Raw genomic sequence first — 24,562 nt, 5'->3', positions numbered from 1 at the left:
TTTTAACCGGGACCTGTAAAATTTATCCTCTGCCTCCTCTGGATGGTCTTCCTGCTTCACCACCTCCTCTTTGTGGTGGAGGAGCAGATTCTGTTCTTCTTTGCTCTTGTCTTTGTTGCATTTGTTGCGAACGTTGTTGTTCCATCTGCTGGTTACGTTGTTGCTGCATTTGCTCGTTACGCTGGGCTCTTTGTTGCTCCATCTGCTGTGAACGTTGTTGTTGCATCTGTTCGTTACGCTGGGCCCTTTGTTGCTCCATCTGTTGTGAACGTTGCTGTTGCTCAAGCTGACCGCGTTGTTGCTGAACCTGAATATCACGTTGCGCACGTTGCTGATCTATACTCATCCGATCTTGTTGCGCACGTTGCTGGCGCATTTGATCCACTTGTTGCTGACCCTGACCTCTGCTTATATTTTCGGGTGTATTTCTTTGATCAACGCCATTGGTATTTCCACGCCCGATTCTGCCATTGGTATTTTTATCATAAGCTTCACCTCTATTAGGTTGATTTATGGTATTCCCCGGGCCAGCATCATTACCACGATTTGGTCTTCCATTGCGATTATCAGTAACCCCAACACGGTTATTTCCATTCTGGTTATTAACTGTGCCTCCACGCGGATCACGGTTAGCTAAGCCATCGTTCCTTCCGCCGCGGCCTATTCCGGCATTACCTTGTTCAAATCTTCTCGGTGCCGCATTGCGGTTGTCTACCGCATTACGCTCTGGTCTTGGCCTGTAAATCGACACTTCCCTGCCCCCAATTCTACTGGCTCCTGGTCTGCTACTCTGATCAAAACGATAAACGGTTACGTCACGATTAGTGGCACGTCTGATATCTTCTACCCTCGGGCCGCCATAATAACTTCTTCTGTTATACACGTAAGTGTTATTGATGATCGTAGTATTACGGATATACACGTTATTTCTGCCATAATCATATCTTGGAAAAGTATTAATATAGATGTTGCGTTGCGGAATAAAATTCCAGCAAAATTCTGGCACTGAATACCTACGGCCAAAGCTTAAATTAATATTAATGCTTGGTGCCATTGGTGCCCAACCATAATAACCATCCCCACTTCTCCAGTCTACCCATGCCGGTCCCCAATTGGTATCTGGTAACCAAATCCACTGGCGATAGCTATTGATTACCCAACGGCCGTAGTGGAAAGGCGCCCAGCCCCAATCATAATTGGAAACCCAGGTATTGCCATACTCTGTCATGGCCCAGCGTCCATTGGTATAATAAGGCCGAAATTCATTCTGATCTACATCCGGCCGCCAAACATAACCATATTGCGGATCCTGAATCCAGGTTCCATAAGGCGTCAGTTCGTCGTAAAAGGTTTGCAAAGAAACGTTACCAGTGCTATAACCATCATTCTGGTAATCATTTTGATAGTCCTGTGCCCTGACTAATGTGGTGGTTCCGGCGAGGAGCGTGAAAAGCCCCAGCACAATTGCCGATTTTTTCAGTGTTTTCATTTGTGTGTTTATTTAATAACCTAATTTGTGTGTATCAATTAGAGCACCAAAAATGCCCAGGGTTTAATATGCATGCATAGTTTCATGCAATTAATGGGAATACGCCTGTTTAAGCTGTATTTAACTCTTATTTAACGTTTTAAGCGCGACATAATTGTGCTAAAAAGCAGTCGTTGTGAAATAAAATTTGCTACACCTTTACTTATAAAAAAGATTATACCGTAGTGACCGTAAACTTTAGAACTTAAATCCTATTTATTGTAAGTATTTTTGTACCATGCAAAACGGCACCTTATATCTTATTCCTGTTCCTCTGGCAGAAGAGGCAGCACATAAAACTTTTACACCCTATCTGGTAGAGACCATTAACCAGATTGATACCTATATTGTAGAAAATAGCAAAACAGCCCGCCGGTTCTTAAAGGAAGCTGGTTTGAAAACACCCCAGAAAGATTTAATCGTTCATGATTATGGAAAACATAACCGTACCGATTTGGGTCAGTTTTTTGTAGAGCTTGCTGCAGGTAAAGATGTGGGTTTAATGAGTGAAGCAGGTTGCCCCGGCATTGCAGACCCGGGAGCAGACATTGTAGCTGAAGCGCATAAACGTGGAATTAAAGTAGTGCCTTTGGTTGGCCCCAGTTCTATATTACTGGCTTTAATGGCTTCTGGTTTTAATGGACAGAGCTTTGCTTTCTGGGGATATTTACCTATTGATAAGGAACAGCGTACCAAGCGCATCAAAGATCTGGATTTATCTGCCAGCCGTTATAAACAAACACAGATTTTTATTGAAACACCTTTTCGCAATAACCAGTTATTTGAAGAAGTGCTTAAAAGCTGCAAACCAAACACGCAGGTTTGTGTGGCCAGCAATTTAACTTCTGAAGATGAATACATCAAAACCCAAAGCGTTTACAACTGGCGCAAGGAGGAAATTGACCTTCATAAAAAACCGACCATATTCTTGTTGTATTAAATCATTAATGGTCTGTGTCACACAGACCATTTTTATTTCATTAAAGTTAATATAGACTGTAAACCAAAGCATTCATGTATAATCGATTTATACACTTTGCAACCATAAATGACCACAAAGATTAAGCGACTTAAACTGGATTGAAGATAACATTCGCAAAAAAGCAAGAGCAACTATAAATGCGATCAGTTGCTAATCAAAAAAGATAAGTGTACTAAAAATTTTCCCACATTTTTCGGTGGAAAACTTAATTCCAAAAATCCATGAATCCCGTAAATCCTGTTTAGCTTTGCTCCTTTAATATTGAGATCAATATATGTTAGCCCATCATAAAATAATTGCTGCAGAATTAAACATTGCAGAAAAACAGGTAACCGCCACCATTAACTTACTGGATGAAGGTGCAACAGTGCCCTTTATTTCAAGATACCGTAAAGAATTAACCGGAAGCCTGGATGAGGTTGAAGTAGCAGCTGTTCGCGATAGGGCCTTGCAACTGCGGGACCTGGACAAACGTCGTGAAGCGATTTTAAAATCAATGACCGAGCTCGGAAAGTTAACACCTGAACTTGAAAAAAAAATCAACGAAGCAGCAACCATTTCACTTTTAGAGGACATTTATCTGCCTTTCAAACCTAAACGTAAAACCCGTGCTTCAGTAGCCAGGGAAAAAGGTCTGGAACCTTTGGCCTTACAAATTCTTGATCAGAAAAAATTTGATCTGAATGCAGAAGCCAACAAATTTATTGATGCGGAAAAGGGTGTGAATACGCTTGATGAAGCATTGGCCGGAGCCAGAGATATTATCGCTGAAATCATTTCTGAAAATGTGGATGCCAGGACTAAAATGCGTAGCTATTTCCAGGAGAAATCTGTTTTCAAAACGGAAGTGATAAAAGGAAAGGAAGAAGAAGGCATTAAGTATAAAGATTATTTTAACTGGACTGAACCTGTTAAAACAGCTGCTTCTCACCGGGTTTTAGCCATGCGGCGTGGTGAAAAAGAATTAATTTTAAGATTAGATGCTTTGCCACCTGCTGAAGATGCCATAGCAATCCTTGAAAATCAGTTCATTACCAGCCAGAATGTCGCTTCACAGCAAGTACGGCAAGCATTGGAAGATGGTTACAAACGCCTGCTTGAGCCAGCCATGGAAACCGAACTTCGGGTGCTAACCAAACAAAAAGCCGATGAAGAAGCCATTAAGGTTTTTGCGGAAAATGCCCGCCAACTCCTGCTGGCAGCCCCAATGGGACAAAAAAATGTATTGGCCATTGACCCTGGATTTCGTACCGGCTGTAAGGTGGTGTGTCTGGATAAACAAGGTCAGCTTTTAGAAAATACAGCTATTTATCCGCATACCGGACAAGGTAATGTAAAAAATGCCGAAGCCACGATAAAACAGCTTTGCGAAAAATATCATATTGAAGCCATTGCCATCGGAAACGGAACCGCAGGCAGGGAAACGGAATCATTTATTCGCGGTTTAAACCTTCCAAAGGTGACCATTGTAATGGTAAATGAGAGCGGTGCGTCCATTTATTCTGCATCCGAAGTAGCCAGAGCAGAATTCCCTACTCAGGATATTACGGTGCGGGGTGCAGTTTCCATTGGTCGCCGTTTGATGGATCCATTGGCTGAACTGGTCAAAATTGATCCAAAATCGATTGGTGTAGGCCAGTACCAGCATGATGTAGATCAGAGTAAGTTACAGGCCAGCTTAGATGATACCGTAATCAGTGCCGTAAATGCGGTTGGTGTGGAATTAAATACAGCATCTAAACAAATCCTGGCTTATGTTTCCGGCCTCGGACCAACACTGGCGCAGAATATTGTAGATTATAGAAACGCAAATGGTGCTTTTAAGAACCGGGCAAGTTTGAAAAAAGTTCCCCGTTTGGGCGATAAAGCTTATGAACAGGCAGCAGGTTTTCTCCGTATCCGCAATGCCGAAAATGTTTTGGATACCAGTGGCGTTCATCCTGAACGTTACAGTGTTGTAGACCAGATGGCGAAGGATTTAGGTACAACTGTTTCGGCTTTAATCAAAGATACGCAATTACAGAAACAGATTAAGCCACAACAATATGTAACGGATGAAATCGGTTTACCTACTTTGAATGATATTTTAAAGGAATTGGCAAAACCGGGCCGTGACCCACGTGAAGCTTTTGAAGCATTCAGCTTTACAGATGGTATTAATGAAATTGCTGACTTAAGAGCAGGCATGAAGCTGCCGGGAATTGTAACCAACATTACTAATTTCGGTGCTTTTGTTGATATTGGTGTCCATCAGGATGGCCTGGTGCATACCAGTCAATTGGCGAATCGTTTTGTGGCTAACCCAAATGACATCGTTAAAGTTCATCAAAAAGTAGAAGTAACGGTAGTGGAAGTTGATGCGGCACGTAAACGGATCTCTTTATCGATGAAAACGGAGCTTAGTCCTAAGCCACATGGACTAAAGAGCAAAGAACAAGGAGCAAAGCGTAAGGAGCAAGGAACACGTAACTTTGCTGAAAAACCACAACCGAAAATAAAAGATGCTGATGGTGATTTGCAGGAGAAACTGGCGAAGCTGAAGGGGATGTTTAAATAATAGATCTATAAAAGGAAAACAAAACTAAGCACAAAATGCATTAAAAAAGGCTTTCTTGTTTTATCAAGAAAGCCTTTTGTGCATAAATTTATTTTAAAATTTAATTATTGAAATACATAAGTTGAAGTAATATCCGTTAAGGTATTTCCACTACCAGATTTCTTATCAACACTCTTACCGTCAACTAAAATCTCACATTCAATTGTACCGCCAGTGTTTGACGTTCCACTGATTAATAAGGCATCAAATTGTTTAACAGTCATATCAAACTTATAAGAATAAGGAAGTACTTGATCACTAAACAATTCTGTTGCTCCTGTTGCATTTCTTCGTACAATGCTATATAAACTTGTAAGGCCAGACGGCGAAGTGATTCTATATTCTACAGATACTTTTCTGGGATAGGTATTTTGATCAATTGGTGTAGGTTCGTCTTTTTTACAAGAGAACAAAAACGTTGTTACTAAAATTAGGGAAAGGGATAGCAGCAGTTTAAATTTTTTCATAGATTTTTTAGTTTTTAATTTCTTAAAACACCAATCCAAATTAAATGCCAAAAGCTCATTTCAACCCAAAATATACCAGTTTACAGGTAGTTAAAATCATACTTTCCGAACATTTCTTGCCTTTTTTCGAAATCTATCAATTTAACCGCTTAAAAAAGCATACACAAATGTTTAATTTTACACATGGTCGATATAAATTCAAGATTGCATTGCAAGTTAAAAACCTTTCTATAAATTTTTTCTATAGAAAAGTTTATTCCCATTAGAATTGAGAATATTTTACCCAAGAAATATCTTAGACTCTGAAGATTCTATAAACCTGCAAATTTATCTTTGTACTCCAGCCTTGTTTTTGGTAAACTTTCAGGATAGTTATTTTGGATGAAAGTTATCATTGCTTCCCTAACATTACAGCGTAAATCAAAAGCCCTTGAAGAATTTGAGGCACTCATTAAAAACCTGATTTCGATGGAACCATCTTTATTGGTATCCGTTACCTGAACCACATTTACCCTTTTATCCCAAAGCGGATTGCTGGTTAAAAGCCTGGTCAGTTCTTGCCGAAGTGGTTCAATTGGAATCGTATAATCCATATACAGGAAAACCGTTCCAAGCAAATCAGCTGATACCCGGGTCCAGTTTTGAAAGGGCTTTTCAATAAAATAAGTGATGGGCAAAATCAACCTCCTTTGATCCCAGATACTTACGACCACGTAAGTCAATGTTATTTCTTCCACTCGTCCCCATTCTCCCTCCACAATTAAAACATCATCAATACGTATGGGTTGTGTAAATGCAATCTGGAAACCAGCCAGTAAATTCCCTAAAGATTTTTGTGCGGCGAAACCGATGATAATACCACCAATTCCTACACCTGTAAGTAAACCAGCACCTATTTTACGCATACTTTCGAAACTCAATAAAATGATGGCGGCGGTAACGATAATGATCAGTGAAACAATAAATTTCCTGATAAATTGTAATTGCGTACGAATCTTTCTTTCCTTTAAGTTATTCTCCTTGTTAAGATCATATTTTAAAAATAAAAAATCTTCGAGTACATTAATTAATCGGATTAGAATGAGGGAAAATGTTACCGTAAGTGCCATTTCGAGCATCTTTTCAACCGGCACCCTGACTTTGGCAGGCATTACCATTAAATCCAGCGAAAAATTGAGCAGCAATAAAGGTATAAATACCGCTACCGGCCTTTTAAGGTGTTTGATGGTAGATTTAATGACAATAGAATCCCACCAGCGTGAAAGTAGAATGAAAGTTTTACTGATTATAAATTTTATAATGATTCCCAATAAAATGGCAATACAACCAATAATCACATTTTTTAATAACAAAGGGATGGGGTAACCAAAAAAGTGGTCGAGATACTGCATAAACGAAATTTGTTGGTTAAATATTAGAGCTTATTCCTCTATCTAACAACAGCGTTTAATGATTGTTTGGAAAGCCATTCTTATACATAAAAGTGCCACAGATTCATAGATTAAAAATAATTTATGAAAATCTGTGGCATAAAACTTAGCAGCATTAAATCTGTGCTATAAATTCTTTTATTGCAGCTCCGGGATCGGAAGTTTTCATGAAATTTTCGCCAATCAAAAAACCATGGAAACCGGCAGCCTTTAAAGCGCTGATAGTTTTCGGATCGCTGATGGCACTTTCTGAAATCTTTAAAAATTCATTAGGGATTTTGTTCACCAGATTAAAAGAAGTTTGAATATCAACTGTAAAATCGGTCAGGTTCCGGTTATTTACACCAATGGCATCCAGGTTCGGACAAATGCTTCGTTCTAATTCTTCGAGGTTATGCACTTCCAATAAAACATTTAAACCCAGATCATGTGCAAATTTTCCAAAATCATTAATCTGTTTTGGCGTTAAAATCGCCGCAATCAGTAAAATGATATCGGCACCCCAGGCTTTTGCTTCCAGTATCTGATATTCATCAATCATAAAATCCTTCCGCAGAATAGGAATATCATTTGCAGCCCTGGCCGCCAGTATATCATCGGTTTTACCACCGAAAAAGTCTATATCGGTTAACACGGAAAGTGCAGAGGCACCAGCCCGATTATAAGCCTGCGTAACTTCAGCCACATCAGCAACACCGTTAATCAAGCCTTTAGACGGCGAACGGCGCTTAAACTCTGCAATAATTCCTGTACGATCTTCAGCCAGCAAAAATTCTTTGAATGAATGAGGAGTCCTTTTAAAATGAACTGCCTTTTCTAAATCCTGTACAGAAATTAACTGCTTTGCATCAGCAATTTCTTCTTTTTTTCGTAATACGATTTTATCTAAAATATTCATTTTTTTTTAAATTTTAGTTGTCATTACGAGATACAAACAATGACAAAGACCTTTTAAGAAGTCAACCAATTCTCCATCATTTGTTTACCATGCTCTGTTAATACACTTTCAGGATGAAACTGTACTCCCCGCACATCTAACGTTTCATGTCTTAACGCCATTATTTCACTTTTATGATCCCTGGCCGTAATTTTTAAACACGACGGAAAGTTTTCTTTGCTCACCACCCAACTGTGGTAACGGCCAACATTAATTGTTTGGGGACATTCCCAGAACAAAGGTTCATCACCATCTACCACTGTTACAGGTGTTGCAATGCCGTGCATGGGCCTGCCCAGATTCAGCAAGGTACCTCCAAATGCCTCTGCAATTGCCTGTTGCCCCAAACATACACCAAAAATACTTTTTGTTGGTGCATAGGTTTTGATTACATCCAGCAGCAACCCAGCTTCTTCAGGTATCCCTGGTCCCGGAGAAAGCAAAATCTTATCGTACCGGGCAACATCTGCCAGATCGAATTTATCATTTCGCCATACTACAGCTTCATAGCCCACCTCATTGATCAAATGAACCAGATTATAAGTAAAACTATCATAGTTATCAATGACCAGTACGGTTTTTTTATCTATATTTTCCATTGTAATTTCTTCTTTCACTCCAAACTAGATACCTGCTGCCATCTCAATTGCTTTCCGCAAGGCTGCAATTTTATTATTCACTTCCTGCATTTCTGTTTCAGGAACAGAATCTGCCACAATGCCTGCACCTGCACGGTAATGCAGTTCATTATTTTTACTCATAAAAGTTCTGATCATGATGGCATGGTTAAAATCTTCATTAAAACCCATAAAGCCAATGGCACCGGCATAAAAATTCCGCCCCAATTTTTCATTTTCATCAATCAGCTGCATGGCTTTGTACTTTGGTGCACCACTTAACGTTCCGGCCGGGTAAGTATCTGCAACGACTTTAAAAGCACTTACATTTTCCTGTAAATGCCCGCTTACCTTACTCACCAGGTGGATCAGGTGCGAATAATATTGAACTTCTTTAAAAGACTTCACTTCCACCCGATTACAGTGCCTGCTCAAATCATTGCGGGCCAGGTCAACCAGCATCACATGTTCGGCACTTTCCTTCGGATCCTGCTCTAATTTTCTCGCTTGTTCTGCATCTTCAATGTCGTTTCCACTACGTTTAAAGGTTCCTGCGATGGGGAAAATGTTAGCTGAATTGTTTTTGATGGTAATCTGTGCCTCCGGTGAAGAACCGAAAAGCTTAAAATCCCCGTAATCAAAATAAAACAGGTAAGGCGATGGGTTTATCGAACGCAGGCAACGGTATACATTAAATTCATCACCAGAAAAAGCCTGTTTGAATGCTCTGGAAGGAACGATCTGAAATACATCACCGCGGTAAATATGCTTTTGAAGTTTCTCTACCAAATCCATAAATCCCTGATCGGTCAGGTTTGAAGACTCTTCCCCCCTGATCTGGAACTTATATTCAGGGTAATTTTTATTCTGGATGAGGTATTCCATTTTTTCGAGGCCACCCTCTTCTTCCTCATCAAATGTATTTTTAAATAAGGTAATTTCGTTCTTAAAATGATCAATAGCGATCAGGTACCGATACAAATGATATTGCATTTCCGGAATTTCTTCGCCATCTGGTGTTTCAGAAACAAATTTAATATCTTCAAAATGCTGAACAGCATTCCAGGTAAAATAGCCAAACAAACCACTCGAAATAAATTTAATTTCAGGCAATTCTGTTTCCTTAAACTTGCCTTTAAAATCCGCTATTTCATCAATCAGGTTCTTGCTTTCGGTAATTTCAACCGTCCCATCAGGAAAATAAGTTTCCAGTCGCGAACCTTTTAAAATGATACCAGCAACAGGATCGGCACAAACAAAACTCATGGAGTTTTCTCTACTATGGTAATCTGAACTTTCCAACAAGATGCTGTTCGGGTACACATCACGTAAGCGTAAATAAATGCTCACAGGCGTAGTGGTATCGGCAAGCATTTTTTTGTAAGTCGTATTTATTTTATACATGATAAAGGTAAAATGGTGTAAGGCTTATGGTTTGCATTCTCGTATTTTTTTCAACAATAAAAAGCCCGGCGTGTGGTTCTACGCCGGGCTTTAATGGTTCTTTAATAAGGTTTAGGTTGATAAACTATATTTTGTTCATACGCAGCCAGCGCAATTCGTTCGAATTACTTTGCCAAAGCCATGTATGTATATTGTTGATCATGAGGAGCAAAAATATAAAGAATTTTGAAAAACGGAAATTTTTATGAAAATAAATTAAAAATAGATTTAACAATGAAGTTCACCAAGATCATTAAGCATGATAACATTTAACCGCAAAGGGCGGAAAGAACAAACTCAAAGAACTTCAAGCTGGTATTTTAAATGACAACCAAGGAGCAAATGGAGTTAAATTACAAAGGGCACAAAGCCTTTTGCTTTATGCCCTTTGTAAATATATAGTTGCGCTGTGGTTAAACCTTTGCGCTACTTTGCGAAAAGCTTAGCGTTTCTTGGCGGTTAAAACCAACTAAGAAACCCCGAAAAATGTTCTGCCCGGAATACTCTTAGTCATCATTAAGATCGATACGATAATAATAACCAACGCCAGGCCAAAGAAAATAGCGATGGTGCGGTGTTTTGCAAGAGCATCAGCCACTTTTTTTGATTTAGCATTACCTACTGTAATTAAAATAATAGCAATAAGCATCATAGAAGTATGCTCTGCTTTGAAATATCTACCAATGGTATCACTCATTGGCAATTTAGTTAAAGGGCTTAAAAAGAAAAGCACTAGACCTAATAAAAATTGGATGTGTGCACTAATGAGTGTAAATACATTCAACTTACGATTACCTTCAGTATACGTTTTTTTACCAAACCAGCCAGATAATGCATTGATAACAGCCACCAATAATAAAATTAATACGATGTAGCGCCATCCGGAGTGCGCAGATTTTAAGATACTATACATTTTAATTCAAATATGTTTCCTCAAAAATAGACATTAATTGTAAAAAATAGGTTATTGAACATATTCAACGCTTATTTATATTAGTTTTAAACAAAATTAAACCCCTAAACTTATTATGAAGAAAATTTTACTCGCCATTGGGCTGGTATTTTCTACTACATTCGTATTTGCTCAGCAAACTACCTTTCCTGTAAATGGTTCATATGATACCAGGCCTGGAATGTTTGCTTTTACCAACGCAACAATCGTAGTTAATGCCAACCAAACTTTAACAAATGCTACACTTTTAATTAAAGGCCAGACTATTCAGGCGGTGGGCGCCGGATTATCGGTACCAAAAGGATACGTGATCGTAGATTTGAAAGGAAAATTTATCTATCCTTCTTTAATTGATGCCTTTACCAGTTATGGCATTACAGAAGCGGCTGCTCAACCACGCGGATTTGGTGCACAAAGACAATCGATATTTGTTTCAACTAAAAAAGGGGCTTATGGCTGGAATGAAGCCATCAAACCTGAAACTTATGTTAAGAATGTTTTTTCTGCTGACAGCAAAAAAGCTGATGAATTACGTAAAGTAGGCTTCGGCAGTGTTAACGTCATTAACCGGGATGGGATTGCCAGAGGTGTTTCTGCAGCCGTAACCTTAAATGAAGATGCAGACAACAGCTTAATTCTAAAAGATCAAACTGCAGCAAATTATTCCTTCAATAAAGGGACGTCATCAAATGATTACCCAACATCTTTAATGGGTTCAATTGCATTACTGCGCCAAACCTATTATGATGCCCAGTGGTATAGCAAACAAAAAGCGGAATATAATATATCTTTAGATGAGTTTGCTAAACAACAAGCACTTCCACAAATATTTGAGGTAGATGGTTGGGCAAACGTACTCCGTGCAGATAAAATCGGCAAAGAATTTGGCAAAAAGTACATCATCAAATCCGGAGGAGACGAATATCAACGCATTAATGAGGTTAAAGCAACAGGTGCAAGCTTAATTATTCCATTGGCCTTCCCAAAAGCTTATGATGTGGAAGATCCTGCTGAAGCCAGAAATTTAACTTTAGCCCAAATGAAAGGCTGGGAACTGGCACCTACTAATCCGGCAGTTTTAGAAAAAGCGGGCGTTAAATTTGCCTTAACAGCATTTGGATTAGAAAGTAGCAGAGATTTCTGGGCGAATATCCGCACGGCAATTGAAAATGGCTTAACTGAAAAGCAAGCCCTACTAGCAGTCACCACTATTCCTGCAGAACTTTTAGGCATCAATGATAAGGTTGGCTCATTAGAAAAAGGCAAAGTGGCCAACTTCCTGATTTCATCAGATAACCTTTTCAAAAACGGAAACATCATTTTCGAAAACTGGGTACAGGGCAAACGTTTCATTGTAAATAAAATGGATGTAAGTGATGTTCGTGGAACCTATAATCTGAATGTTGATGGTGTGGGTGCCTTAACCTTAAAAATTACCGGAACTGGTGGTGGGTCAACCGCAGCCATCGAGAGAACTGGTACAGATAGTGTTAAAACTACAGCCACTTTCACCAGAAATGGCGATTGGGTCAGCATTAATTTTAATTTAAAGAAAAATCCTAAAGGTGATGTTCGTTTAAGCGGCTACATTACTTCTGCAAATCCAATTACCATTAAAGGTGAATCTGCATTGGCTGATGGATCAACAGGAAAATTTACGGCGACTTATAAAGAGGCGGGCAAAGAGACGCCAAAGAAAGATGAGCCTAAACCAAGCCTTGCAGCTGGATCGGTAATTTACCCTTTTGGTGCCTTTGGTGCTACAGAATTACCAAAACAGGAAACTGTTTTAATTAAGAATGGTACCGTTTGGACCAATGAAAAAGACGGTATTCTTCAAAATGCCGATGTACTTTTAGAAAACGGAAAAATCAAGGCAGTAGGTAAAAACCTTTCGGCTGGTGGTGCAAAAGTAATCGATGCCACAGGCAAGCACATCACTGCCGGCATTATTGATGAACACTCACACATTGCGGGTAGTGGCGGCATTAATGAAGGGGCACAATCGGTATCTGCAGAAGTTCGTATTGCCGACATCATCAACTCTGAGGATGTGAATATTTATCGCCAGCTGGCTGGTGGTGTAACCACTTCACATATCTTGCATGGTTCTGCAAACCCGGTTGGTGGTCAGTCGCAATTAATTAAACTGCGTTGGGGTAAATCACCGGAAGAATTAAAATTTGCCGGTGCTGATGGCTTCATCAAATTCGCTTTGGGTGAAAACGTAAAGCAAAGTAACTTCGGTACAGGTGCCCGTTTCCCGGTAACGCGGATGGGGGTAGAACAGACTTTTGTGGATGAATTTACCCGAGCTAAAGAATATGCAAAAGCCATGTCGGTTAAAGGCAATAGCGTTCGCAGAGATTTGGAATTGGATGCGATTGTAGAAATATTGAACAACAAACGTTTTATTACCTGTCACTCTTACGTACAAAGCGAAATTAATATGTTAATTCATGTTGCCGATAGCTTAGGATTCAAAATCAACACATTTACGCACATTTTGGAAGGTTACAAAGTGGCCGATAAAATGAAGGCACATGGTATTGCAGGCTCTACTTTCTCAGATTGGTGGGCTTATAAAAATGAGGTGGCTGAAGCCATTCCTTACAACGGAAAAATTATGCACAATGTGGGTGTAACTACCGCTTTCAACTCTGATGATGCAGAGATGGCACGTCACTTAAATCAGGAAGCCGGAAAATCAGTTTTATACGGTAACGTTCCGGAAGAAGATGCTTTGAAATTTGTGACGTTGAACCCGGCTAAAATGCTTCACATAGCTGATCAGGTAGGCAGCTTAAAGGCAGGCAAAGATGCAGATGTAGTGATCTGGACGGCTAATCCACTTTCTATTTATGCCAAAGCGGAGAAGACTTTTGTTGATGGGATTGCTTACTGGGACATTGAAAAAGATGCGCAGCTGATTAAATCTCAACAAGCAGAAAAAGCACGTTTAATCCAGAAAATGCTGGAAAGTAAAAGTAAAGGTGGAAAAATGCAACGCCCCACAGGCGATGCTCCTCGCTTATATAATTGCGAAACATTAGAAAATTATTCAGCAGAACTAACCGAGAACGAACATGCACACTAATATGAAAACCTATTTATTAAGTCTGGCTTTTTCGGCAACAAGTCTGATGAGTTTTGCGCAGGCAAACATTTCGCCAGCTAAAAAACAAAGCAAAACCATTGCTATTTCAGGCGCAACAGTACATGTTGGCAATGGCAACGTCATCGAAAATGGAACCATCATTTTTAGTAATGGAAAAATTGTTTCTGTTACAGCCAACGGACAAGTACCACAAGGTGATGTCGCCCAGATTTCTGCCAACGGAAAACATATATATCCAGGTTTTATCGCTGCTACCACCAATTTAGGATTAACAGAAATTGAAGCGGTGAAAGCAACCCTCGATTTTCAGGAGATCGGTGATTTCAATGCTCACATCCGCTCCATTGTGGCTTATAATACCGATTCAAAGGTACCTGCAACTTTAAGGAGCAATGGTGTTTTAATGGCGCAACCTACTCCGCAAGGCGGAATCATTTCCGGAAGCTCATCAGTGGTACAGTTGGATGCCTGGAACTGGGAAGATGCAGCACTCAGAAAAGATGATGCCATGCACATGACCTGGCCGGTTACGCCACGTTTTAGAGGTGGTTTCGGAGGGTTTGGCAGACCGCAATTGTCGCCAGAAGCATTGGCCGAAAGAACGGCAAATTCTATTAATCAGTTAAATTCTTTCTTTGCTGAAGCAAAGGCTTATGCTAATTTGGGCAAACCTGAAGTGATTAATACCCGTTTCGAAGCCATGAAAAGAGTATTTTCAGGTGAGGAAAAATTATTTATTACAGCCGATAGTCAGAAGGATATTGTTGCGGCAGTTAACTTTGCCAAGAAATATGGCATTACGCCTGTAATCACGGGTGCTGATGAAGCTTACCTGGTGATCGATTTTTTAAAAGAAAACAACATCAGCCTGGTGGTTAAACAACCTCATGCCCTGCCAAACAATAACGATGATGATGTGAACATGCCTTATAAAAATGCAGCTATTTTGGCTAATGCAGGTTTAAATGTGGCATTAAGTATTGATGGTTACTGGCAACAACGCAACCTGCCTTTTATGGCGGGTACCGTTACCGCCTGGGGATTAGATAAAGAAAAGGCATTATCTACCATCACCTTAAACGCCGCAAAAGTAATGGGCGTTGATAAAACCACCGGAAGCATTGAAACAGGCAAAGACGCCACATTCTTTATTTCTGCAGGTGATGCGCTAGATATGAGAACCAACAAAGTAGAACAGGCTTTTATTCAGGGCAGGGATATTAATCTGGATAATTTGCACAAGCAGCTGGATAAGAAGTTTAGCGACAAATATGCCGCTGAGAAAAAGTAAATTAAATAGTTTAATAGTAAACGGCCAATATTAATTTATTGGCCGTTTTTGTTTAAATCTAATTTAAAAAACCGATCACTAAAAGGAAATTACTTTATAAACTATAATACCATTTTTAAATGCAATTTTTAATCCAAATTGTAATGGATATTCATTTTTAGAAGCATAAATATGTCTTTCAGTTTCGTCAAATCTTGAAACAGGCGTAAAATCATAGGGGGATGCTCTCATCACCGTACAAAACCTCAACACTTTCAATATCATTTGCTATCGATGGATTAATTACCAATGAATTAGCGAAAAAATTAGAAGGAAAATTTACTTGTCTATAAAAACCATCATAAACTTTACCTATCGGTTGGTGTCTCACCAACCGAAATATTAACCTGAAAAATCCTATATTGCTTTTATTGTCCCTCTAATCTAAAAAAAGTATTATGAGTATTTTTCACAAAAGACAGGGACAAATGGATTATAATTATCCTTATTTCTACACAGACACTATCTGCCATTTTGATCACTTACTGGCAGATGATCATTTTAAGATGATTGTTATTAATTCTCTTCAGTATCTAACTCAACAGAAATTAATAGAGATTTATGGTTATGTTATTATGCCTAATCATATCCATCTCATCTGGAATATGTTAAAGCTAAATGGGAAAGAAAGTCCTGCAGCAAGTTTCACAAAATTTACCGCCCATCAATTTAGAAAACATTTAATAACTCATTCACCAAATTTACTTAAGAAATATAGATCAATAAAAGAAGACCGTAACTACCAGTTTTGGAAGCGAGACCCTTTGGCTATCCCCTTAAGTTCTGAAGGTATATTAATTCAGAAATTAGATTATATACATGAAAATCCAACTAAGGAAAAATGGAATTTATGCGAATCTATAGAAGATTATACCTGGAGTAGTGCTGGTTTTTATGAAAACGGGATTGATAACTTTAAAATACTTACTCATTTTAGAGATTAATTGAAGCGGTGTCAGGTTTCGGTTGGTGAGACACCAACCGATAAAATCTAACTTTAATTATGTAAACTTTAAATAGCCTGGTAGAAGTTTATCAATTAGCATGATGATTAATTTTTAATTCCTGAACAAATACAATGTATCAAGCAAATCTTCATGAAATAATTTTTAGAGTTAATGAAGCAGTTATAACCACATTAAACCTTACAGATTATAAAACCTACAAGGTTTGTGAACTAAACCGTGCACCGATTACCTGCTCACACAATCCAAAAGATAAAGTCATGCCATTACCACCTAAACCATTAATGATGGTTACCCCTGGTGCTACCGCCATAACCAATTCGGTTTCGCCGTTTTTCATTTTCGGATAAATGCCATTCCAGGTTTGGATGATGCTGTTATCTTTAAAATGAGTAAAGGTTTTTAAATATTTTATAATCAGCTGGTTGATAAAATCCTTGTCGAAAGGATCATGAACCAGGCCATACTCATGCGAATCGCCGATGGTAATTTCTCCGGTATGGTTTTGGGCGGCCATTACATGGATGCCCCATTTCAAATATTCTGCATATTCCACTTCGTAACGTTTACGCAGCTGGGATAGAGATGGTGTGGCGTGAAACCCGGGATAATGGATCATACTCAGGCTTCCGCACAATGCCGGCCCCATACGCCAGCCCTCTGGCTGACTGATGATGCGTAACATTTGCAATTTGCATTTGGTAATGCCCTGCTGCATAAAAATTTCAGGATATAGGGTTTCAAATTCGGCACCACTGCAAATAAAGATTTCATCAGCCTGCCAGCTTCGTGATCCTGATTTTACAGTTGAATTTTCTACCTGGCTAATGGCTGTATTCCAGTGAAAATTTACCCCATATTTTTCTTCCAGATAACCGGCTATTTTACCAATGGCTACGCGGGCTTCTACAATCATTTCCATCCCGCTCCACAAGGCGCCTTTTAACGCAGCAGGATTTACGCCGTTTGATTTGGCTAAAGTTTGTTGAGGTGTAAGCAATGTACAATCGCGATAAGCCTGATTCATTTCTACATAGTCAGTCATCACTGCAAGTTCATCATCGCTATTGGCGATGTGTAAGGAACCTACCTCATCATGCCAGATACCGGCCTCCATGCAAATTTGTTTCCAGATGCTGCGGGATAACATTGCACGTTCAAAAAGGGGGCCCGTAGGTTGTCCTATTGGCCACACCATCCCAAAGTTGCGGATAGATGCACCAACTGCATGCTCGTGACGTTCAAATACGGTTACTTCAAATCCCCTGATGGCAAGTGCCCGGGCGGTGGCCAAACCTACAATGCCGGCTCCAATAACGATGGCAGATGGTTGATTCATATGGTTGAAAATTTTAACGGTGTTGCCGCAGCAGAAGTGCCCTTGCGTGCAGATTGAAAAAAATAAATTAAGGATAAGATGCTGCAAAGGCCTCCAATAACGGCGACCAGGATTATACCTTCTCTAAAAAAATTCCCCCAGCTGATATCCGGCTTTCCGAATTCTTTCACGATTAATACACTTACACTGGCCAGGTAGCCCAGAGAATCGGCCAGGTACATTACAAAACCCACATTGCTTTTATAATGAAAGGTGGCAATCATCCGTTCAAAAAAGATGGCATTATAAGGCACATAACCCAGATAGAGCCCTAGGCCAGCCATTGTCATCCAGGCTACGGGGCCAACCATGTGTAAACTGAACATAAGGGTGGATACGCCAATTAAAATGCAGCCCCCTATAATGAAGAGGTGGATAATACTGAAGGCTTTTAAATTTCTTTTGATCAGAAAAAGCAAGCTCATGGCAACCAGTACAATGATCGAAATCCGGCTATCTATTTTCGCATAAATGTTCTTATCGGTAATCCCCAGGCTGTTCCAGATTTCCACTTCAAAGTTATCACGCACATCACGCATCACCGTAAGCAAAACATAGATGATTAAAGTAAGGATAATGCCGGGCAGGAAGCGACTGATAAATTGTTTTCTTTCTGAAGCCGTCATGGGCTTACGTTCAGTGCGCAGAAGCCGGTCTTTTTCTGTAGGCGGCGGCATGAGTTCGAGCAGTAAGACAAAAAATATAATCGGGATTACAAATAATGCACCCGTTAAAAATGGCATCATGTATTCATTTACATGGTAAGCGTGCAGAAGCGTTTGGCCAACTGTTTTTACGAAACCTGAACCGAAAATAAGGCTTATGGATAATACCGCAGCCATAAATTCGGTAGAACGGCGACCTTCCAGATAGCCAAATACCAGACCCCATATTAAACCCAGAGGGAAACCATTCATAAATAAAAACAGCATATTGTAGGGTGCCGGTACGAGGGCAAAGCCCAGCAAAGCCAGCCACGAAATACCTACCAGCAGCAGTATGGTAGCCCCCCTGCGCTTACTCTTAAGTTCGGCAATAAAACGGATGCCATAAAATTTACTCAGTGTATAACCTACAATCTGAAAAATAACGAGCCATACTTTATAATCAATATGAAAATACTGCTGCCCCGCGTATGTACCTGCAGCAAAGGCCTTGCGGAAGGCATACATAGATGAATAGGCCCCAAAAGCAGCCAAAGCCGATATAACCGACGTAAGGGCATAAGGCCAATGGGCTATCTTTGCCCGTAAAATTTTTGCTAAGCCCATCGCGATTATTTATAAAACGATGCCAAGCACATCAGCAATGTTATCAATAATATGCGTGGGATGGTAGGGCTCCAGCGCGGCACGGGTAAAAGCACCGGTGGTTACCGCAATGACATATTTACAACCTGCGTTCTGCCCCTCGCGGATATCCACTTCGGTATCACCAACTTTCGCCACCTCATCTGCTTCAGCAATACCGGCCAGCTGCCGCAAACGGTTAATCATCCCTGGATTGGGGCGACCTTCTGCTACTTCGTCCGAACAAACCAGGTAATCAAATATATCTTTCTCCCGCCATTCGAGTCTTTTAATAATCACTTCGGCAATATCTCTTGAAAAACCCGTGTTGATGCCTACCTGAATACCTGCTTTTTTTAAGGCCAGGAGCGTTGACGCTGCATTTGGTAAGGCCTCCAGAAAATCGGCCTGCTGATAATATTCAATCATCAGGCGTACAAAGGTCTCGTGGATCTGATCAATAAGAACTGGTGTAATCTTCGAAGCATCAGCTTCATATAAGTGGAGCATTTTGGTAATCGCCACTATTTTTTTATAGCCCATTAAAGGGTTGATGATGTGATCAGGAACATCATAACCATACTGATGTAAGGCACTTTTGAAAGTTTGCGTAACTTTATTTTCATCTTTGACCGTGGTACCGGCCATATCAAACACTACGAGTTTAATGGACATTGCTAAATCTTTTGTTTAGCAAAATTAAACTTAGTTTATTATTACAAAACTACCTTAATGTTAAGATAAATTTAAGTTTAGCTGATTTCTTCAAAGAAATAGATCACCAGCATACTGGCTTTTTCTTTACCCAAATTTTTTGGGGTATGCGCCATACGCCCATCAAACAGCATAGAATCACCTTGCTTCAGGCTATACACCTCCTCCCCAAAATGGTAATCAATACACCCGTTTAAGATGTACTTATATTCAAAAGCTTCCGTTTGGATCTGCGGTCTTTGGGCACCGGGTTCCAAATCGAGAATAACGATATCTATGGTTGATTTCTTAATAGATTGTGTAAAGATGCGCTGGTAATTAAAACCTATAGCATCTTCCTTTTCAAAATGCTCGTAAGCTTCCTTACGGCGGATCAAAAGTGGAAACTCCTTGCCATTGTATTTAATATCCTTGAAAAATATGTTTAAATCAATTTCTAAAGATTTAATAATATCAATGAGTACGATTAAAGATGGTACAGTACGGCTATTTTCAATCTGCGAAATTAATCCCTTGCTAACATTTGCCCTGGAGGCAAGTTCCTGCACCGTAATATTCTTCTCACGTCGCCTGTCTTTAATACGGTTACTGATCTGTATCAGTACATCATCTTCCATCGATCTGATTTTTGTAAGGGCGGAAATTAGAGAATAAATTTTAGCATGGCAAGGCTTTTAAAATATTTTAGTATCAAGTAAGAAGGTCACAAAAATTTAATTCTGTGCTAACATGAATTGCTTTTATTTGCGTTTTTTTAGATCGCATGACAGAAAAACCCTTAAATCCTCAGCTTATTGCTGATGAAGTGTTCGCTTTATATGAGGCATATGGAAATGATGATTACATCGGAGAACCTGTTTCCCAGTTGGAGCACATGTCGCAGGCAGCAAACCTGGCACTTGCAGAAGGCTATGATGATGAAGTTGTACTTGCAGCTTTCTTTCATGATATCGGACATTTATGTGCAGCAGGTTCAGCAGTGGGAAGCATGGATGGCATGGGTAATGTAAATCATGAGCAGATCGGAGCTGATTACCTGCTGGCACGTGGTTTCTCCCCGCGTTTGGCCAAACTGGTAAACGGACATGTGATTGCTAAACGCTATCTCACTTATAAATATCCCGAATATTTTGACAAGCTCTCTCCGGCCAGTCGCATTACTTTAGGCTTTCAAGGCGGACCAATGCATGCAGCCGAAGCAGCTGCATTTGAAGCTGATCCTGATCTTGATATTATTATCCGCATGCGTTTTTGGGATGATGAAGCGAAATTAACAGCGATCCCGATCAATAATTTAGATCAGCTTAAGGCGCTTGCCATAACACATTTAAGCCATCGTAAATAGGAATTATTGCTTTGGTGTTAAATCATCTTAACCTAATTGTATTGATTTAGTTACCAAAACTGAAATCTGTTAATGATCAGTAAACAAACTTTTAAAGTTTAGATAACTTAAAATTAGTTTACAAATAATAAACAAAGTTTAGTATTGCCAAATAATATTAAATCAAATTATTTGGCAATTATGGATGCTTTTTACCCCAATTTAAAAAGGCTCGCACTCCTGGTGATGTGCTTCCTTTCTCCGCTAATTTTACTGGCACAAACCAAGATTTCAGGTGTGGTTAATGATGAGACCAATCAGCCTCTTCCCGGAGTAACTGTCATGATCAAAGATTCTAAAGTTGGCACAACTACTGATAATTATGGCCGCTTTATCTTATCAGCAAATATCGGTCAAACACTTCAGTTTCAATTTGTAGGTTTCAACAGCCAGGAAGCGACCATTATTGACAGTACGAACCCGCTGACCATCACGCTGCAAGGGAATAACCAAACACTTAATGAAGTTGTGGTAACGGCTTTAGGTGTAAAAAAGGATAACCGTAAAATTGGCTATGCCGTATCTACCGTTCAGGGAGATGATCTTACCCTGGCGCGTGATCCCAATCCGGTAACCGGCTTAATTGGCAAAGTGGCCGGATTATCAGTAGGTCCTTCTGCTGAATTATTAGGCTCGCCAAATGTAGCCATTCGCGGAAATACCATTTCTTTATATGTGGTGGATGGTTTCCCCATCAATACAGATACCTATAATATCAGTCCGGATGATATTGATACCTATACAGTATTAAAGGGTCCCGCTGCAGCCGCACTTTATGGCAACAGGGCATCTTATGGTGCCATTCTGATTACCACCAAAAAAGGCAACAAAAACAAAAAAGGCTTAACCATTGATGTGAACAGCAGTACGGTCATCAACAAGGGGTTTTTGGCCTTCCCAAGAATACAGCATGCTTATGGGGCGGGTGAAAATACTTTTTATCAGTTTGTTGATGGTAAAGGTGGCGCACCGGGGGGTGTAGATTCTGATTATGACATTTGGGGGCCATACTTCAACGGACAATTAATTGCACAATATGACAGCCCTATCGTGAACGGTGTACGCCAGCCAACACCTTATACCGCGCGGGGTGCAAATAACTTAAATAACTTTTTACGCACCGGAGTTCAAACGAATAACAATATCGCCTTAACCTCCAACGGCGAAAACCATACCATCCGTTTTTCTGCTTCGCAACAACACCAGGACAGTTACATTCCTGAGCAATACCTGGATATTGCCAATGTCAACATGTATGCTTCATTCAACCCCAGCCCACGCTGGAAATTTGAAGGTAATGTTAACTTCAACCGCCAAACCACTGATAATTTTCCAGATGTACAATATGGCCCAAACAGTTTAATTTACAACATGGCCATCTGGACTGGGGCAGACTGGGATGTGAACGCACCTGATATTAAAGCCATCTGGCAACCGGGTAAAGAAGGGATTCAACAACAATTTGCAGAATATACCCGTTACCACAATCCCTGGTTTATGGTGAAAGAATGGACACGTGGCCACTATAAAACAAATACCACCGGCTACCTTTTAGCCAATTACAAAATCAACACGAACCTGAATGCCACCTTGCGCTCGCAGGTTGATACCTACAATATCCTGCGCACAGAGAAAATGCCTTTTTCTGCCCATCCTTACGGACGTGAAGGCAATGAAGGGGATTACCGTGAAGATCGCCGCGACTTATTCGATAACAACACGGAGCTGATGGTAAATTACGATTATACCATTAAAAAATTCCTGAATATTTCTGGTTTAATCGGCGGAAACATGCGCAACATGTCTTATAATTCCAGCTGGACCTCTACCGATTACCTGAATGTTCCTGAAGTTTATGCTTTCAGCAACTCTAAAAATCCAATCCAGTCTACCAGTTTCAACTCTGGCATGCGGGTATTAAGTGCCTATTATTCGTTGGATTTAAGCTTAGGCAAATATGCAACGATTTCAAGCACAGGCCGCTTAGATAAATCTTCTGCCTTTCAGGTTCCAACCACCTATTATTACCCAAGCTTATCAGCAGCAACAGTAATCTCTGATTATGTTAAAATGCCAGCGTTTATCAGCTTTTTAAAAGCCAGGGCATCATACTCCAATATTCGATCTGATGCCACTTCTACCACCATAGGTCCTGCCCCATTCAGTTCCATTACGGCCTTGGGTGGCAGCACGGGTGCATCACTTTTTAACAACCCACTGGGCTATGGCACGACATATAGCTCTCCATACAATGGACCTGATTATTCTTTAAATACTTCCTACGCCACGAGCAAACCTTATAATAGTCAAACCGCAGGTTACGCTTCTGATTATTTATATCAGAATGGGATTAAAACCTCAACGCGTGTAAATTATGAGGAAGGCTTTGACATCAGGTTTCTTAAAAACAGGTTAACTTTTAGTGGAACAGCCTTCCAGTATATTGATGGGCCAAGAATTTTACCAAATGCCATTTCAACGGCTACAGGTTACACCATTGAATACCTGAATGCGCTTAAAACGAAGAAAACCGGATACGAAGGCTCATTAAGCGGTGATGTTTTTAAGCAGGCAGACGGCTTTAGCTGGAATATCCTAACCAATATTGCTACTTACAAAGAAGTTTATAAAGAACTTCCGCAGGGCCAAAGCATTTATGCTACCTTCTTTAAAGCAGGAGACCGTACAGATAAATTATATGGAAGCGCATTTGTAAGAACACCGGATGGAAAAATCATCAATGATGCGGCAGGCAAACCATTAGTTAACCCAACAGCCCAGTTTCTGGGTAACGAAATCGGCAGATTTAACTGGAGCATTTACAATAAATTCCAATATAAAAACCTAAGCCTGGGCATCCAGTTTGATGGGAATGTTGGTGGTGTAATTGTTGATTACATGCACAACAAAACCATGCGTGGTGGTTCAAATGCAGAAACTGCAGAAGGTGCTTTAGGTGCCGCCAGATACCAGGATTGGTCAAATTTTGGAAAGAAAGGTTATAATGGCACTTACGTTGGAGAAGGTGTAGTGATTGCTAACGGCGCTTCAATTAATTATGACTCCAATACTGGCGCCGTGCTTAATTATGCAGCCTTACAATACGCTCCGAACACACAGGTGGCCTTTGTACAGGATTATGTCAGTAAATATTACGGGGTAGACGAGGCTAACCTGATGAGTAAAACATTTACCAAGCTGCGCGAAGTAACTCTCGGATATGAATTTTCTAAAGAATTGCTGGAAAAAACCTTTATTAAAAAAGCTTCATTATCGTTGTATGGCCGGAATTTATTGTACTTCTATAAAGATAAACGCTTTAAGGATGTAGACCTTGATCAGTATAATTATGCCACGCCCTCAACCGGTTTACAGTCGCCAACTATCCGCAGTTTTGGCATCAACCTAAACGCTTCTTTCTAACCTTGACAA

General features: G+C 40.0%; 18 protein-coding genes. 7 read left to right on the top strand and 11 right to left on the bottom strand.

The window, feature by feature from the left end:
- Positions 1-22 precede the first annotated feature (22 nt).
- Positions 23-1,489, bottom strand: coding sequence for a DUF6600 domain-containing protein (locus tag CBW18_RS16990; RefSeq protein WP_088302522.1), 1,467 nt, complete (start codon positions 1,487-1,489; stop codon positions 23-25).
- Between the two features lie 277 nt (positions 1,490-1,766).
- Between CBW18_RS16990 and CBW18_RS16985 the strand changes: the two genes are divergently transcribed.
- Positions 1,767-2,468 carry an SAM-dependent methyltransferase gene (locus CBW18_RS16985; protein WP_088302521.1) on the top strand — a complete coding sequence of 234 codons (702 nt, stop codon included), beginning with the start codon at positions 1,767-1,769 and terminating at the stop codon, positions 2,466-2,468.
- A gap of 316 nt (positions 2,469-2,784) precedes the next feature.
- Complete coding sequence (locus CBW18_RS16980) at positions 2,785-5,067, top strand: Tex family protein (RefSeq protein ID WP_088302520.1); 2,283 nt, start codon at positions 2,785-2,787, stop codon at positions 5,065-5,067.
- 104 nt (positions 5,068-5,171) lie between these two features.
- Here CBW18_RS16980 and CBW18_RS16975 read toward each other — a convergent pair whose 3' ends face one another.
- From CBW18_RS16975 to CBW18_RS16945, 6 genes are all read right to left on the bottom strand, one after another.
- Positions 5,172-5,573: a hypothetical protein gene (locus CBW18_RS16975; RefSeq protein WP_140418701.1), complete on the bottom strand. Its 402-nt coding sequence runs from the start codon at positions 5,571-5,573 to the stop codon at positions 5,172-5,174.
- Positions 5,574-5,884: 311 nt separating this feature from the next.
- Positions 5,885-6,964, bottom strand: coding sequence for a mechanosensitive ion channel family protein (locus CBW18_RS16965; RefSeq protein ID WP_088302517.1), 1,080 nt, complete (start codon positions 6,962-6,964; stop codon positions 5,885-5,887).
- Positions 6,965-7,118: 154 nt separating this feature from the next.
- A complete protein-coding gene (gene trpC / locus CBW18_RS16960; protein WP_088302516.1) occupies positions 7,119-7,901 on the bottom strand; it encodes an indole-3-glycerol phosphate synthase TrpC in 783 nt (260 codons plus the stop codon).
- A 53-nt stretch (positions 7,902-7,954) separates the two neighbouring features.
- The gene (locus CBW18_RS16955) at positions 7,955-8,539 is read right to left on the bottom strand and encodes an aminodeoxychorismate/anthranilate synthase component II (protein ID WP_088302515.1); all 585 of its coding nucleotides are present in this window, start codon (positions 8,537-8,539) and stop codon (positions 7,955-7,957) included.
- Between the two features lie 24 nt (positions 8,540-8,563).
- A complete protein-coding gene (locus tag CBW18_RS16950) occupies positions 8,564-9,961 on the bottom strand; it encodes an anthranilate synthase component I family protein (protein WP_172406558.1) in 1,398 nt (465 codons plus the stop codon).
- 508 nt (positions 9,962-10,469) lie between these two features.
- Positions 10,470-10,913 (bottom strand): cytochrome B, encoded by a 444-nt coding sequence (locus CBW18_RS16945; RefSeq protein WP_088302513.1) that lies wholly within the window; start codon positions 10,911-10,913, stop codon positions 10,470-10,472.
- A gap of 115 nt (positions 10,914-11,028) precedes the next feature.
- On the opposite strand from CBW18_RS16945, the gene CBW18_RS16940 reads away from it, so the two are divergent.
- From CBW18_RS16940 to CBW18_RS16930, 3 genes are all read left to right on the top strand, one after another.
- Positions 11,029-14,049, top strand: a complete 3,021-nt coding sequence (locus CBW18_RS16940; protein ID WP_088302512.1) for an amidohydrolase family protein — start codon at positions 11,029-11,031, stop codon at positions 14,047-14,049.
- Between the two features lies 1 nt (position 14,050).
- Positions 14,051-15,361 (top strand): amidohydrolase family protein, encoded by a 1,311-nt coding sequence (locus tag CBW18_RS16935; protein WP_088302511.1) that lies wholly within the window; start codon positions 14,051-14,053, stop codon positions 15,359-15,361.
- Between the two features lie 437 nt (positions 15,362-15,798).
- On the top strand, positions 15,799-16,344 hold the full coding sequence (locus CBW18_RS16930; protein ID WP_088299538.1) for a transposase: 546 nt from the start codon (positions 15,799-15,801) through the stop codon (positions 16,342-16,344).
- 217 nt (positions 16,345-16,561) lie between these two features.
- Here CBW18_RS16930 and CBW18_RS16925 read toward each other — a convergent pair whose 3' ends face one another.
- From CBW18_RS16925 to CBW18_RS16910, 4 genes are all read right to left on the bottom strand, one after another.
- Positions 16,562-17,704, bottom strand: coding sequence for a TIGR03364 family FAD-dependent oxidoreductase (locus CBW18_RS16925; RefSeq protein WP_088302510.1), 1,143 nt, complete (start codon positions 17,702-17,704; stop codon positions 16,562-16,564).
- Complete coding sequence (locus CBW18_RS16920) at positions 17,701-19,014, bottom strand: DUF5690 family protein (RefSeq protein ID WP_216359259.1); 1,314 nt, start codon at positions 19,012-19,014, stop codon at positions 17,701-17,703. The genes CBW18_RS16925 and CBW18_RS16920 overlap by 4 nt, the downstream gene beginning before the upstream one ends.
- 9 nt (positions 19,015-19,023) lie before the next feature.
- Positions 19,024-19,707, bottom strand: a complete 684-nt coding sequence (locus CBW18_RS16915; RefSeq protein WP_088302509.1) for an HAD-IA family hydrolase — start codon at positions 19,705-19,707, stop codon at positions 19,024-19,026.
- 77 nt (positions 19,708-19,784) lie between these two features.
- Positions 19,785-20,363, bottom strand: coding sequence for a helix-turn-helix domain-containing protein (locus CBW18_RS16910; RefSeq protein WP_088302508.1), 579 nt, complete (start codon positions 20,361-20,363; stop codon positions 19,785-19,787).
- A gap of 146 nt (positions 20,364-20,509) precedes the next feature.
- On the opposite strand from CBW18_RS16910, the gene CBW18_RS16905 reads away from it, so the two are divergent.
- Entirely contained in the window at positions 20,510-21,091 is a 582-nt protein-coding gene (locus CBW18_RS16905; protein WP_088302507.1) for an HD domain-containing protein, read from the top strand.
- 180 nt (positions 21,092-21,271) lie between these two features.
- On the top strand, positions 21,272-24,553 hold the full coding sequence (locus CBW18_RS16900; protein ID WP_088302601.1) for a SusC/RagA family TonB-linked outer membrane protein: 3,282 nt from the start codon (positions 21,272-21,274) through the stop codon (positions 24,551-24,553).
- The last annotated feature ends 9 nt before the right edge of the window (positions 24,554-24,562 follow it).

It is taken from the genome of Pedobacter sp. AJM (assembly GCF_002197755.1).
GTDB lineage: Bacteria > Bacteroidota > Bacteroidia > Sphingobacteriales > Sphingobacteriaceae > Pedobacter.
Note: the sequence above shows the minus strand (reverse complement) of the source record. Positions and strands in the feature narration are given on the sequence as shown.